This is a genomic window from Enterobacter sp. MGH 37 (genome assembly GCF_000534515.1).
GTDB lineage: Bacteria > Pseudomonadota > Gammaproteobacteria > Enterobacterales > Enterobacteriaceae > Enterobacter > Enterobacter kobei.
Genome location: NZ_KI973205.1, coordinates 338074 through 352085 on the forward strand (window position 1 = coordinate 338074; position 14012 = coordinate 352085).

Consider the following 14012-nt stretch of genomic DNA (forward strand, 5'->3'; position numbering starts at 1 on the left):
ACGGTTAATGCGTGCTTACTGAGGAAAATAGCCAAAATGCGATCCCCGTCATCGCGAAGGATCCAAGCATGTTGATCGCGATATTCACCAGCGCCCAGCCGATACGGCCTTCCTGAAAGAGAAAAACCGTTTCCGCAGAAAAGGTTGAGAAAGTCGTTAAACCGCCACAGAACCCGGTGGTAATCAGGACCTTCCACATGGGATCGATGTGCGTCATCCGGTTAAACCAGGCCAGCCCCATACCAATGATAAAAGCACCAATCAGGTTGGCAGCCAGTGTCCCCATGGGAATCGCCTGGTGCAGGGGGTTAAACCGCATACTCAGGAACCATCTCGCAACGCTCCCTGTGCCTCCACCAATAAAAACAGCCAAAAGGAGTTGTAACACGCTAAATACCTGCTATTTGATGTGTAAGAGTAGCGAGTTTAACGCTGTTTATGATGAGGGGACAAATATGTATGTGGCGGTAGGGCAGTTTGCAGTCACGCCTGACTGGCAGGTTAATGCACTACAATGCGTGAACCTGATGACACAGGCCCGGCAGAAGGGCGCGTCGCTGTTGGTTCTCCCGGAAGCACTGCTGGCAAGGGATGATAATGACCCGGATCTGTCCGTGAAGTCCGCGCAGCCGCTTGATGGCGACTTTTTACAGCCGTTGCTCACCGAGAGCGTGGGTAACGCGATGACGTCCATCTTTACAGTGCACGTTCCTTCAGCGCCGGGGCGCGCCGTAAATACGCTGGTGGCTATCCGTGATGGCGTGATTATCGCGCGCTATGCCAAGCTTCATCTCTATGATGCGTTCAGCATTCAGGAGTCACGGCGTGTTGACCCTGGAGACCGTGTTGCGCCGTTAATTGATATTGACGGGTTTAAGGTTGGGTTAATGACTTGCTACGACCTGCGTTTTCCTGAGATGGCATTGCATCTGGCCCTGCAAGGGGCAGACGTGCTGGTATTGCCTGCTGCATGGGTTAAGGGACCGCTGAAAGAGCAGCATTGGGCAACGCTGCTTGCGGCGCGCGCGCTGGACACGACCTGCTATGTCGTTGCTTCCGGGGAGTGTGGCAATAAAAATATCGGGCAGAGCAGGGTGGTTGATCCACTGGGAGTCACGGTTGTCGCAGCAGCGGAAGCGCCGGTGCTGCTGATGACGGAGATATTTTTAGAAAGAATTGCGCTTGCGCGTCAGCAATTACCTGTTCTTCGTAACCGACGCTTTGCGCCACCGCAATTAATGTGATGTTTTTTTCAACAATGCTTGATTCACCTTGTTACAGATTGCTATTGTGTGCACGCGCCAAATGACCGTTAATACAGTCAGGTTTTGGCGCTGAATGCAGCCTGTTTTATGTAAAGAAGGTATCTATGGGTGAGATTAGTATTACCAAACTGCTGGTGGTTGCCGCACTGGTCGTCCTGCTGTTTGGTACCAAGAAGTTACGCACGCTGGGTGGTGACCTGGGGGCTGCCATCAAAGGCTTTAAGAAAGCGATGAACGACGATGATGCCGCCGCGAAGAAAAGCGCTGAGGACATCCCGGCAGAGAAGCTTTCTCACAAAGAGTAATAGCAATGCCTGAGGGCTTGCGAAAAAAAACCGGCTCATCAGGCCGGTTTTTTTGCATTACTGTAAATGGATATTACAGCACTATTTGACTTCTTCACCTTTTGCCTGCATGTCAGCATGGTAAGAAGAGCGAACAAACGGACCGCATGCTGCGTGGGTAAAGCCCATCGCCAGCGCTTCGGCTTTCATCTCATCAAACTCATCCGGGCTGACGTAGCGCTGTACCGGCAGATGGTGACGGCTTGGCTGCAGATACTGGCCCAGCGTCAGCATGGTCACACCGTGGCGGCGCAGATCGCGCATCACTTCGATGATTTCGTCATTAGTTTCACCCAGACCGACCATCAGACCTGACTTGGTAGGGATATGCGGATGGGCTTCTTTAAAGCGCTCCAGCAGCTTCAGAGACCAGTTGTAATCCGCACCCGGTCGTACCTGACGATAAAGACGCGGCACGTTCTCCAGGTTGTGGTTAAACACATCTGGCGGCGTTGCGGTCAGGATGTCCAGCGCACGGTCCATACGGCCGCGGAAGTCAGGAACCAGCGTCTCGATTTTAATGTTCGGGCTTTTCTCGCGAATAGCAGTAATGCAGTCAGCGAAGTGCTGAGCTCCACCATCGCGCAGATCGTCACGGTCAACGGATGTGATGACCACATAACGCAGCGCCATGTCAGCGATGGTTTGCGCCAGTTTTTGCGGCTCGTTAGCATCGGGCGCGACCGGGCGGCCATGAGCAACGTCACAGAATGGGCAGCGGCGGGTACAGATGGCACCCAGAATCATAAACGTCGCGGTGCCGTGATTGAAACATTCAGCAAGGTTAGGGCAAGACGCTTCTTCACAGACGGAGTGAAGGCCATTCTTGCGCATCGCCGCTTTGATCCCCTGGATACGCGAAGAGTCAGCCGGAAGTTTGATTTTCATCCATTCCGGTTTTCTTAACAGCGCCTCGCGCTCGGTAGCCACGTTTTTAACCGGGATAAGGGCCATTTTATCGGCATCGCGGTATTTAACACCGCGTTCCATCACAATGGGTTTACTCATAGCGTGCGTGTTCCAGTTGCGAATATCGAAGGAAAGCGTTTCAATTCAAGGGAATGTTGTATTTATCAACTATTTTTGAACGAACGACAGGCAGTATATCATTGAAACGGCCATGAAAGCAGCCTGCCACGTCGCCAATTTGTAAAATAGTTGTTGTTTTGTGCCTTTCGCCCTGCTTGTGGCAGGGGCTTGTGCTGACACTCGCTGTCAGAAGGCCTGACGGATAATGCGGATGACGTTTTCCAGTACCGGATCGCGCAAACTGAGTTTGTTGTAATGCAGTGAAATCTCGATAGATTCCGCATTGAGCTGGCTGAGCGGAATACTCTCCAGCGACCAGCATTTCCGCAGCAGGTGATACAGGCGTGAAGGCATGATGCACAGCATATCGCTGCTGCCAATCAGGGAGGCGGTGGTAAACATATTGTAACTGCTGAAACTGATCTGACGTTCCGGGAAAATTTCATCAATGCGCTGGCGCAGACCATGGTTGGACTGCCCTTCGGTCATGAAAGACGAGTGGTCGTAATTGCGCAGGTTCTCAATGGTTAACGGCTCGCTGAGCGCGGGATGCTGCTGGCGGCAAACCAAAACCAGATTATCGGCATAAAGCACGTTTTGCCCCAGCGCTCTGGCGCTGAAGCTGCCGCTCTCAATAACCAGATCCGTCTGGAACTGGGCAAGCTGAACGTCAGGTTCGTTGAGTGGCACATTGCGCAACAGAAGCTGGGGAGCATGCTCTTTCACGGCCTGGTAGATGGCGGGCATGACCAGCACGCCCACTGAAGGAGAGCAGCCGATGGTGATCGTTCTTTGTTTGTCATAGCTCCCGGTTAAATCCAGCGCACCCAGAATCGACTCCAGCCCCTGGCTGATGTATTCGTGGAGGTGGGTCGCATAGGCCGTCGGCGTGACGCCCTGGCCTTTACGGATAAATAACGGGTCAGGAAATATAGCGCGTAGCTTTTGAATCGACTGACTTATTGCCGATGGCGTGAGATTAAGAATTTTCGCAGCGTTAACGATACCCTTATGGACATATACTGCCTCAAAAATAGTCAGTAAATTGAGATCAATATTACGTAAAGTCCGAAAAATTTGTGGCTTGTCTTCGCCACCGGGTTCATTCAGTCGTTTGGCTGGTAAATTAGTAGACTCCACGCTTTCACTCCGTATACATTCACAACATGAATGATAGTTGAATTTATTTATTATGCTTGTAGAGATTCGTAAAGTGTTGGTTTTGTTTCACTTGTTTATCAAAAACAAACAGTTGTGTGATTATCACTCACGTTACTTAGCCTGTGTATGCCGTGCTGTCCGGAGGCTAAATAATATGTAACGGCAATATTCGGGCGCTTCGAAAATATAGAATCTGCGGATTATTGTAAAGCGTAAAAGCGGTAAATAAATAGTTGCCCGTCAAATTAACGGGCTCCCCTGTATGATATATTAAGCAGGGATATATTCATGCGGTGGATTGTTAAGTAGCGCTAACACATTCTTCAGAAGAACAGGGCGTATATTATCTGGCGTGGCGGTATCTACCCACTGGCGCATCTGCGTCATTTCCATACCGGCGTAGCCGCAGGGATTTATGCGCTGGAAAGGCGTCAGATCCATATTAATATTCAACGCCAGACCATGGAAGGAACAGCCTTTACGAATACGTAGCCCCAGCGAGCAGATCTTCATTTCGCCAACGTAGACGCCTGGTGCATCAGCCCGCGGATGCGCGTCAATACCATATTCCGCCAGCGTGTTGACGACGGTTTGTTCCAGCAACGTCACCAGCTCACGCACGCCAAGCTTTCTGCGCTTCAGATTAAGCAGGACGTACATCACCTGCTGGCCCGGGCCGTGATAAGTCACTTGTCCACCCCGATCGCTCTGGATCACCGGGATATCGCCCGTCATTAATAAATGTTCCGCTTTACCGGCCTGACCCTGGGTAAATACCGGCAAGTGTTCAACCAGCCAAATTTCATCAGGGGTCGTGTCATCGCGTGAATCGGTGAAGTCATGCATAGCCTGGGAGACAGGCTCATAAGGTTGCAGCCCGAGATGACGGACCAGAATTTTATCCTGATACAAAACAGCGTCTCCGAAGACGAGGAACCAATGATGAGGGGGAGTATATCACAGCGGGGGAGAGGGGTTACCCGGTAAGCCGGGTAACCGCAAAGGGACTACAGCACCATACGCACAATTTCGATATTGCCGAGTTCTTCGTAGAGCGTCTCAACCTGTTCGATATGGGTCGCGGTGATAGTAATAGAAACCGAGTGGTAGTTGCCCTTGCTGCTTGGTTTTACTGACGGAGAGTAATCACCGGGCGCATGGCGCTGTACCACTTCAACCACCTGATCAACCAGCTCAGGTTTCGCCAGACCCATTACTTTGTAGGTAAATGGGGTAGGGAATTCAAGCAGTTCGTTAAGTTTGGTTTTCATGTCAGCTCCGGCGTAACGTCAAAAAGAATAACTCCCACGTCAGGTGGGAGTTATCAGGATACTTAGTATATGGGGATCAAAATCACACTTTCAAGTGTTCGATTTTTAGCCAAACCAGTGATGGAACATCAATTTAATGTAATCAATGATTTTGCCGAAGAAATTGCCTTCAGGAATTTCCTGCAGAACAACCAGCGGACGCTGATCGATAGTCTTGCCATCCAGCTGGAAGTTGATGGTACCCACGACCTGATTTTTCTGCAGCGGGGCATGCAGTTCGGTGCTGTTCAGGACGTAGCTGGCCTTCAGATCCTTCATACGACCGCGTGGAATGGTCAGGTACAGATCTTTATCCACGCCGAGGGAAGCACGGTCGTTGTCGCCGAACCACACTGGCTCAGACGCGAACTCTTTGCCTGCTTTCAGCGGATTCACGGTTTCGAAGAAACGGAAGCCCCAGGTCAGCAGTTTCTTGCTTTCGGTTTCACGACCTTTAAAGGTACGACCGCCCATCACGGCAGAGATCAGACGCATCTGGCCTTCAGTGGCAGAGGCCACCAGGTTGTAACCGGCTTTATCGGTATGACCTGTTTTGATACCGTCAACGTTCAGGCTGTTATCCCACAGCAGGCCGTTACGGTTGGTCTGGCGAATACCGTTGAAGGTAAACTCTTTCTCTTTATAGATGGAGTATTCGTTCGGTACGTCGCGGATCAGGGCTTGACCAATCAGTGCCATATCACGTGCGGAGCTGTACTGACCGTCTGCATCCAGGCCGTGTACGGTCTGGAAATGGCTGTTTTTCAGACCCAGCGCGGTGACGTAGCTGTTCATCAGGCCGACGAAGGCATCCTGGCTACCGGCGGCGAAATCAGCCATTGCTACGCAGGCATCGTTACCTGACTGCAGGTTAATACCCCGGATTAACTGGGAAACCGGAACCTGCATACCGGGCTTCAGGAACATCAGAGAAGAACCTTTGAACACAGGGTTCCCGGTTGCCCACGCATCGTTACCAATGGTGACCAGATCCGTTTCTTTGAATTTACCGGCTTTCATGGCCTGGCCGATAACATAGCTGGTCATCATTTTGGTCAGGCTGGCCGGGTCACGGCGGGCATCGGCGTTCTGTTCTGCCAGAACTTTGCCAGAGTTGTAATCGATCAGGATGTAGGATTCCGCGTCGATTTGCGGAACGCCAGGGATCATGGTCTTGATATTCAGGTCATCGGCATGAGCAGCAGAGAGTGCTGCTGCGCAAAGGGCCGTGGTCAGCGCCATGCGCTGCACAAAACGAGCAGAAAAAGTGGTCTTCATGGTCAGAACTACGACATCCGTGATGGAATTAAAAAAAGTGCCTTACTATAGCAAATGCTATTCAGGCAGGCATCCGACTTTAAGCATGAGTTTGTGAATGCGTTTTACACAAACTGACATTTCGGATACCGCCGATTAATTATTTTGCAACAGTGACGAAGGACTGCAGTTGTGCTTCGCTCTGCAAACGCTGTTGCAGAGACGCTGCCTGCGATTTACTGGCAAAAGGCCCCATCTGAATACGCCAGACCGCGCCGTTCTGCTCAACGCGTCCAGGTACGCCAAACTGCTGGCTTAGACGCTGTTGATACTGTTGGGCTCGGGCCTGATCGCTCACTGCCCCCACCTGAACGACAAAGCCGCCGCTGGCTGCTGCTGGCGCAGCGGCTGCCGCGCTTTGCGTGGTCGCTGGCGCTGTTACCGGCGCTGGCTGCGTCACCGGAGGCGCAACCGGGGCTGGCGTCGGCTCACTGCCTTCCAGCACGCCCGTCGCTAAGGTCGTCGGTGCGCCTAAAAAGCCGCTACTCTTTACCGGTGCGCCAGTGGAATCATCGCTTTGCAGCGTATCATTGCTGATTGGACGTATTTCTCCCGCCGGCTGAGAAGGCTCAGCCGGAGAAGAGACGCTACCCATTCCGCCGTCAAGATTTGGGCGGTCTGGCAGGGCATAGGTCTGCTTCGCCACCGTCGTACAGGCGGTACCCGGCCCGGACATCGAGCCATCCTGCGCCACGATAATCGGGTCAATGCGAACTTTGGTGTTGTTCGACGTATTCAGGCGATCGGCAGACGCGCGGGACAGAGAAATCACCCGGTCATTACCATACGGACCACGGTCATTAATACGCACGACGATCATGCGACCATTAGCCAGGTTAGTGATACGCGCGTAGCTTGGAATCGGCAGCGTTGGGTGCGCGGCAGTGAGCTGCATGGGGTCAAATGTTTCACCGGATGCCGTGAGGTTACTGCCCGGTTCTGCATCATAAATGGCAGCAAAGCCCGCCTGGCTGAAGCGGGAAGGGTCCTGCACGATTTTGTAGCTTTTGCCGTCGCGCTCGTAATCCTGATTCGCGCTGGCATTCAGCGGTTCATAAACGGGATCGGCCCCACTGATTTCAACGATCGGACCATTACACACCGCAGGCTGCGGCGGCGCGACGGTTGCCTGTTGCTGACCATCATCACTTGTGCAGGCCGCAAGTAAACTTGCCGCGATGCAGATCCCCAGCCACTGCTTACGCATTCCGATCCCCTTATTTTTAAACGCTTTTTGACAACATTTTTCTGTGGGTATGGATCGACATCACGATCCCAAACCCGGCCATCAACACGATCAGTGCCGAGCCTCCGTAACTGACCAGCGGCAGCGGTACGCCTACTACCGGCAGAATACCACTCACCATACCAATATTTACGAAGACATAAACGAATAAAATCAGCATCAATCCGCCTGCCATGACGCGGCCGAAGGTGGTTTGCGCCCGGGCGGCAATCCACAATCCTCGCATGATCAGCAGCACGTAGAGCGCGAGCAAAATCAGGATACCAACCAGCCCCAGCTCTTCAGCCAGTACCGCAAAGATAAAGTCGGTGTGACGTTCCGGTAAAAATTCCAGCTGCGACTGGGTACCGTGCAACCAGCCTTTACCGCGCAGGCCGCCGGAGCCAATCGCAATCTTGGACTGAATAATATGATAGCCCGCACCGAGCGGGTCAGTTTCCGGGTCGAGAAGCATCATAACGCGCTGGCGCTGGTAATCATGCATCAGGAAGAACCAGAGGATAGGGATAAACGCCGCAATCAGCACCACAGCGATACCAATCAGACGCCAGCTTAAGCCCGACAGGAAAAGGACAAACAGACCGGAGAGCGCGATAAGGATCGAGGTGCCGAGGTCAGGCTGCGCAGCAACCAGCAGCGTCGGCAGGAAGATCAGCACCAGCGCGATCGCGGTGTTTTTCAGCGACGGCGGACAGACATCACGGTTGATAAAGCGCGCCACCATCAGGGGGACGGCAATTTTGGCAATCTCCGAGGGCTGGAAACGAACAACGCCCAGATCCAGCCAGCGCTGAGCCCCTTTTGAGATGGCGCCGAACGCGTCTACTGCCACCAGCAAAATAATACAGAAGATATAGAGATAGGGCGCCCAGCCTTCATAGACGCGCGGTGGGATCTGCGCCATCACCACCATGATGACCAGACCCATCGCGATCTGGCCGATTTTGCGTTCCATCATACCGATGTCCTGACCACTGGCGCTCCAGATAACCAGGGCGCTGTAAACCAGCAGAGCCAGCAGGATCAGCAGCATGGCTGGGTCGATGTGGATTTTATCCCACAACGATTTTTTGTTTGGATTATCCGTCATGATTATTGGTCCTCCGCCGCAGCGGCGGCCGGGTTTTCAGCCGGCAGTTCGGTGTTGTTATCACCCAGCATAATGTGGTCGAGGATTTGGCGCATGATGGTCCCTACCGCCGGGCCAGCGCCGCCGTTTTCCAGAATCATCGCCACTGCCACCTGCGGGTTATCGTAAGGGGCAAATGCCGTCATGAGCTTATGGTCACGCAGACGTTCAGCAATGCGGTGTGCGTTGTAGGTTTCGTTGGCTTTCAGGCCAAAGACCTGCGCCGTACCGGATTTTGCAGCCACTTTATACGGCGTTCCGGCGAAATATTTGTGCGCGGTACCGTTCGGACGGTTTGCTACGCCGTACATACCGTCTTTCGCGATTTCCCAGAAGCCGGAATGAATGTCACCCACGGGCGCTTCATGGGGCTGTACCCACGGCACCTTTTTGCCGTCTTCAACGGTGCTTTGCAGCAGATGCGGGACTTTGACCACGCCATCGTTAATGAGGATCATCATCGCTTTGTTCATCTGAATCGGCGTTGCGGTCCAGTAGCCCTGGCCGATACCCACCGGAATGGTATCACCCTGATACCACGGCTTCTTAAAGCGCTTCAGCTTCCACTCGCGCGTCGGCATGTTGCCGGATCGCTCCTCTGAAAGGTCGACGCCGGTGTAGTGCCCGTAGCCGAACTTGCTCATCCATTCTGACAGGCGGTCAATCCCCATGTCATAGGCGACCTGATAGAAGAAGGTATCCGCTGACTCTTCCAGAGATTTGGTCACGTTCAGATGGCCGTGGCCCCATTTTTTCCAGTCGCGATAGCGTTTTTCAGACCCGGGTAGCTGCCACCAGCCCGGGTCAAACAGGCTGGTATTACGGTTGATGACACCCGCACTCAGCGCCGAGACCGCCACATACGGTTTTACCGTAGATGCCGGCGGGTAAACGCCTTGCGTGGCGCGGTTGACCAGCGGCGTATTGGGATCATTCAGCAGGCCGGAATAGTCTTTACTGGAGATGCCGTCAACAAAGAGATTCGGGTCATAGCTAGGCATGGACACCATAGCCAGAATTCCCCCGGTACGCGGATCGGTGACCACGACGGCGGCGCGACTGCCCGCCAGCAGGGTTTCAATATACTGCTGCAGTTTGAGGTCGAGCGTCAGATAGACGTCATGCCCCGCCTGAGGCGGAACTTCTTTCAGCTGTCGAATGACGCGGCCACGGTTGTTAACCTCAACCTCTTCATAGCCGGTCTGCCCATGCAGGACATCTTCGTAGTAGCGTTCGATCCCGAGCTTGCCGATATCGTGCGTCGCGGCATAGTTCGCCAGCTTGCCGTCTTTATCAAGGCGGTCAACGTCTTTGTCGTTAATCTTGGAAACGTAGCCAATAACGTGCGTCAGCGCGGAGCCGTAAGGATAGTAGCGACGTTTGTAACCCTTCACTTCCACGCCGGGGAAGCGGTACTGGTTCACCGCAAAACGGGCCACCTGAACTTCCGTCAGATTGGTTTTCACCGGAATGGAGGTAAAGCGGTGGGAACGGGCGCGCTCTTTTTTGAAGGCTGCGATATCGTCATCGTTGAGATCGACAACGCTTCTTAGCGCCTCCAGCGTGTCCTGAACATTATCGACCTTTTCCGGCATCATCTCGATTTGATAGATGGTGCGGTTTAGCGCCAGAGGAGTGCCGTTACGGTCGTAGATAATGCCGCGGCTGGGCGCGATAGGCACCAGCTTGATGCGGTTTTCGTTTGAACGCGTCTGGTAATCGGTAAAGCGGACGATTTGCAGATTATAAAGGTTGGCGATCAGCACGCCGGTAAGCAGCAAAATCCCCGTAAAGGCGACCAGTGCCCTGCGCACAAACAGCGCGGACTCAGCCGTATAGTCGCGAAAAGAATTCTGTAGTTTCATCCGCTGCTTAATCTACCCTGGTCAGTCATTACTCGCGGTGATAGGGGTGGTTGGTAGTAATGCTCCACGCGCGATACAGACTTTCTGCCACCAGGACCCGAACGAGCGGGTGGGGCAGCGTCAGCGCGGAGAGAGACCAACTTTGTTCTGCTGCCGCTTTGCAGGCAGGGGACAACCCTTCAGGTCCGCCAATCAGCAGACTAACGTCACGGCCATCCTGCTTCCAGCGCTCCAGTTCGTGCGCCAGCTGCGGCGTATCCCAGGGTTTACCCGGAATATCGAGGGTGACGATGCGGTTCTTGCCAGCGGCAGCCAGCATCTGTTCGCCCTCTTTATCGAGAATACGTTTAATATCCGCGTTCTTACCGCGCTTCCCGGCAGGGATCTCCACCAGTTCGAACGGCATGTCTTTTGGAAAACGACGCAGATATTCAGTAAAACCGGTTTGTACCCAGTCCGGCATTTTGGTGCCGACGGCGACCAGCTGCAACTTCACGCATTAACCCCAGAGTTTTTCCAGCTCATACAGGCGACGGCTCTCTTCCTGCATGACATGGACAATCACATCGCCGAGGTCAACCACCACCCAGTCAGCGGTCGCTTCACCTTCAACGCCAAGCGGTAACAGTCCTGCTGCACGCGATTCCTGAACCACATGGTCGGCAATCGAAACAACATGACGCGTAGACGTCCCGGTGCAGATAATCATGCAGTCGGTGATACTGGATTTACCCTTAACGTCGATAGCGATGATGTCCTGACCTTTCAGGTCATCAATTTTGTCGATAACAAAATCCTGGAGTGCTTTACCCTGCAAGTTTTCCCCCTGGGTGAATAAGATGGTGCAACTATGAATTTGTAGCCAGACAGTATACCTGAACTGTCGCCCTTGTCGGGACAAATGTCACCGGCCGGGATTTTGAAGGCGGGTATCATCCCACCCTCCGCCAGAGATTGCATCGCCATTTTTGTAAAACAATTTCTGTAAAGCAATGACTGGCGGGAAAGTCTGGCAGCGGAGGATAACAGTATGGCTTAACCTGTCAAGGCAGGAGAATCAATAAGCCGCTTTTTATGACGCCTGACTAAACATCTGCGCTTTTCTGATACAACCCGTACGTATGAATATACGCCAGCACCGGGGCAGGCAGCAGATCGTCACACGTTAAACCGTGTTGTAAACGCTCACGAATAAGGGTGGCGGAGATATCGAACCACGGGGTTTCCGCCAGATAAATCTTCCCGGCGGGCTGGTTGTGAAGATCCTCTACGTTATCGGTAAGATGGTCTTCAAGCCATTGCTGATACTGCTCTTCACGCATGGTCAGCGGATAGCCTGGGCGGCGGCAAACGAGCAGGTGGCTGTTCTCCAGAATGGTTTCATACTTGTGCCACGTGGGAAAGTTGAGCAGAGAATCCTGACCAATGATAAACGCCAGCGGCTGGTCAGGCCCTTGCTCGGTTCGCCACTCCTGCAGCGTTTGCGACGTCCACGAGGGGGTGTCGCGACGCAATTCCCGTTCATCAAGCCTGAAAAGCGGTTTATCCGCAATGGCAAGCGTTAGCATCTCTTTTCGCTGCTCGCTGGTTGCCTCAGGCTGAGGGCGGTGCGGCGGAACGTTATTGGGCATAATGGTGACGCGCTGCAGGCCGATCAAATTCGCCAGAATTTCCACCGGCTTAAGATGCCCGTAGTGTACCGGGTCAAAGGTGCCGCCATACAGGGCCTGTAAAGAGTGCATACTATCCATCAATAAATACGTCAGCCAGCGCCTTGTGGCAGAGCAGCAGGGAAAGGCTTTCCAGCTCCGCCCAGACCGACTGGCCGTAATCTTGTTTTAAGGTGAGCTCAGCGCGCATCAGAAGCTGGACAGCCTGACGAAGCTGTTCATGGCTCAGGCGGTTGACGGCCTCGGTGGTCATTGCGCGGCGATTTTGCCATACCCGGTGTTTATCAAACAGCGCGCGCAGCGGCGTATGGGCAGACTGTCGCTTGAGCGTAATCAGCAGCAACAGTTCACGCTGCAGCGTACGCAGCAGAATAACGGGCTCGCTGCCTTCCAGGCGCAGCTGCTGAAGGATATGCAGGGCGCGTTTACTTTTCGCGGCCAGCAATGCATCCACCCAGTGGAATGGGGTGAAGTGCGCGGCGTCATTAACGGCCTGCTCGACGCGGGGGAGTGTCAGTTTGCCATCCGGCCAGAGCAGGGAGAGTCTGTCCAGCGCCTGTGCCAGCGCCAGGAGGTTACCCTCATAGCAGTAGCAGAGCAGTTGATTTGCCGCATCATCCAGCTGAAGGTTGTTCTGCTTTGCTCTTGCGGCCACCCATTTTGGCAGATGCGCCTGCTCAGGTGTCTGACAGGTAACCAGCACCGCGTGGGTCGCCAGTTGAGTGAACCACGCGGCATTTTCCTGCGCTTTGGTGAGCTTATTGCCGCGGACAATTAACAGCAGATCGCTGTGTAGCAGGCTCACCAGAGTGGCAAGCTGCTCATTGATGGCCGCGTTAGGGCCGTTTTCCGGCAGCAGGATCTGAATTGTCTGACGCGACGCGAAAAGGCTCATCGCCTGACAGAGTGAGAAGAGGGCGTCCCAGTCGGTATTGTTATCCACCTGGACGGTATGGTGTTCATCAAAGCCCTGAGCACCTGCAGTATGTCGCACGGCATCCAGGCTTTCCTGCAGCAGTAAGGGATCGTTTCCAAGCAGCAGATACGCCGCGCGCAGCCCTTCATTGAGCTGCGCGCGGAGTTGTTCAGGATACAGCCTGATCATCAGTTACCCATAGAGGTAGAAACCGGGGGCGTACTGGCATCCGGTTTTTCAATAATGTCAGAGCCTTCTTTTGTCGACGCGGCAATACCTGGCAGTTTACGGATCAGCTGTTCCGCTGCCTTGTCGTACATTTCGTTGATGATAATCTGCTGTTCGGCATCTTTCGCCAGCGCCGTTTGCGGGTTATCAAAGAACGAACGGTACACTTTTGTGCTGATCGGATAGATGTCTTTACCCGGGATCAGCACGGCTGCGTTAACAGTCATTACCATCTGATACTCTGCGGTACGGCCATCCTGGAAGATAGACGCTGTATCTTTGCTCAGGGTCGTCCCCAGAACGCGGAGAGACGGTACATCCTGGCGCAGCGTGTCTTTCTCAATGAGTTCAACACCGTTCAGGCGCAGCTGGTTACGAACTGCCCGGCTGAATGGGCCATTCGGATCTGATGAGTCGAAAATCATCGTTTTCATCTCAGCAGGCACTGCCGTGGTATTGCGCAGGTGCCAGCCACAGCCAGCGGTGACAAGCACCGCCAGTGATAAGAGTATTGTTGCCAGTTGTCGCACGT

General features: G+C 53.6%; 16 protein-coding genes. 2 read left to right on the forward strand and 14 right to left on the reverse strand.

Annotated features, from left to right (window positions below; genetic code table 11):
* Nucleotides 1-4: 4 nt before the first annotated feature.
* Nucleotides 5-388 carry a fluoride efflux transporter CrcB gene (crcB, locus tag L383_RS22045; protein ID WP_014882986.1) on the reverse strand — a complete coding sequence of 128 codons (384 nt, stop codon included), beginning with the start codon at nt 386-388 and terminating at the stop codon, nt 5-7.
* 67 nt (nt 389-455) lie between these two features.
* Between crcB and L383_RS22040 the strand changes: the two genes are divergently transcribed.
* Both L383_RS22040 and tatE read left to right on the forward strand, forming a co-directional pair.
* Complete coding sequence (locus L383_RS22040; RefSeq protein ID WP_023332389.1) at nt 456-1244, forward strand: deaminated glutathione amidase; 789 nt, start codon at nt 456-458, stop codon at nt 1242-1244.
* Between the two features lie 125 nt (nt 1245-1369).
* Nucleotides 1370-1570, forward strand: a complete 201-nt coding sequence (gene tatE / locus L383_RS22035) for a twin-arginine translocase subunit TatE (protein ID WP_014882988.1) — start codon at nt 1370-1372, stop codon at nt 1568-1570.
* Nucleotides 1571-1651: 81 nt separating this feature from the next.
* Here tatE and lipA read toward each other — a convergent pair whose 3' ends face one another.
* From lipA to lptE, 13 genes are all read right to left on the reverse strand, one after another.
* Nucleotides 1652-2617, reverse strand: a complete 966-nt coding sequence (lipA, locus tag L383_RS22030; protein WP_008501032.1) for a lipoyl synthase — start codon at nt 2615-2617, stop codon at nt 1652-1654.
* Nucleotides 2618-2824: 207 nt separating this feature from the next.
* Complete coding sequence (locus L383_RS22025) at nt 2825-3778, reverse strand: YbeF family transcriptional regulator (RefSeq protein ID WP_014882989.1); 954 nt, start codon at nt 3776-3778, stop codon at nt 2825-2827.
* 291 nt (nt 3779-4069) lie between these two features.
* A complete protein-coding gene (gene lipB / locus L383_RS22020; RefSeq protein ID WP_014882990.1) occupies nt 4070-4711 on the reverse strand; it encodes a lipoyl(octanoyl) transferase LipB in 642 nt (213 codons plus the stop codon).
* 95 nt (nt 4712-4806) lie between these two features.
* Nucleotides 4807-5070 carry a DUF493 family protein YbeD gene (gene ybeD / locus L383_RS22015; protein WP_003858718.1) on the reverse strand — a complete coding sequence of 88 codons (264 nt, stop codon included), beginning with the start codon at nt 5068-5070 and terminating at the stop codon, nt 4807-4809.
* A gap of 105 nt (nt 5071-5175) precedes the next feature.
* The gene (gene dacA, locus L383_RS22010) at nt 5176-6387 is read right to left on the reverse strand and encodes a D-alanyl-D-alanine carboxypeptidase DacA (protein ID WP_014882991.1); all 1212 of its coding nucleotides are present in this window, start codon (nt 6385-6387) and stop codon (nt 5176-5178) included.
* Between the two features lie 139 nt (nt 6388-6526).
* Nucleotides 6527-7633 carry an endolytic peptidoglycan transglycosylase RlpA gene (gene rlpA / locus L383_RS22005; RefSeq protein ID WP_023332390.1) on the reverse strand — a complete coding sequence of 369 codons (1107 nt, stop codon included), beginning with the start codon at nt 7631-7633 and terminating at the stop codon, nt 6527-6529.
* Nucleotides 7634-7649: 16 nt separating this feature from the next.
* The gene (gene mrdB, locus L383_RS22000; protein WP_014882993.1) at nt 7650-8762 is read right to left on the reverse strand and encodes a peptidoglycan glycosyltransferase MrdB; all 1113 of its coding nucleotides are present in this window, start codon (nt 8760-8762) and stop codon (nt 7650-7652) included.
* A gap of 2 nt (nt 8763-8764) precedes the next feature.
* The gene (mrdA, locus tag L383_RS21995) at nt 8765-10666 is read right to left on the reverse strand and encodes a peptidoglycan DD-transpeptidase MrdA (protein WP_014882994.1); all 1902 of its coding nucleotides are present in this window, start codon (nt 10664-10666) and stop codon (nt 8765-8767) included.
* A gap of 28 nt (nt 10667-10694) precedes the next feature.
* Nucleotides 10695-11162 carry a 23S rRNA (pseudouridine(1915)-N(3))-methyltransferase RlmH gene (rlmH, locus tag L383_RS21990; protein WP_023332391.1) on the reverse strand — a complete coding sequence of 156 codons (468 nt, stop codon included), beginning with the start codon at nt 11160-11162 and terminating at the stop codon, nt 10695-10697.
* A 3-nt stretch (nt 11163-11165) separates the two neighbouring features.
* On the reverse strand, nt 11166-11483 hold the full coding sequence (gene rsfS, locus L383_RS21985) for a ribosome silencing factor (RefSeq protein ID WP_003858696.1): 318 nt from the start codon (nt 11481-11483) through the stop codon (nt 11166-11168).
* Between the two features lie 268 nt (nt 11484-11751).
* Nucleotides 11752-12417 (reverse strand): nicotinate-nucleotide adenylyltransferase, encoded by a 666-nt coding sequence (gene nadD / locus L383_RS21980; RefSeq protein WP_032628767.1) that lies wholly within the window; start codon nt 12415-12417, stop codon nt 11752-11754.
* Entirely contained in the window at nt 12410-13441 is a 1032-nt protein-coding gene (gene holA, locus L383_RS21975; protein WP_023332393.1) for a DNA polymerase III subunit delta, read from the reverse strand. Before holA ends, nadD begins: the two co-directional genes overlap by 8 nt.
* Nucleotides 13441-14010: an LPS assembly lipoprotein LptE gene (lptE, locus tag L383_RS21970; protein ID WP_014882997.1), complete on the reverse strand. Its 570-nt coding sequence runs from the start codon at nt 14008-14010 to the stop codon at nt 13441-13443. Before lptE ends, holA begins: the two co-directional genes overlap by 1 nt.
* Between the last annotated feature and the right edge of the window lie 2 nt (nt 14011-14012).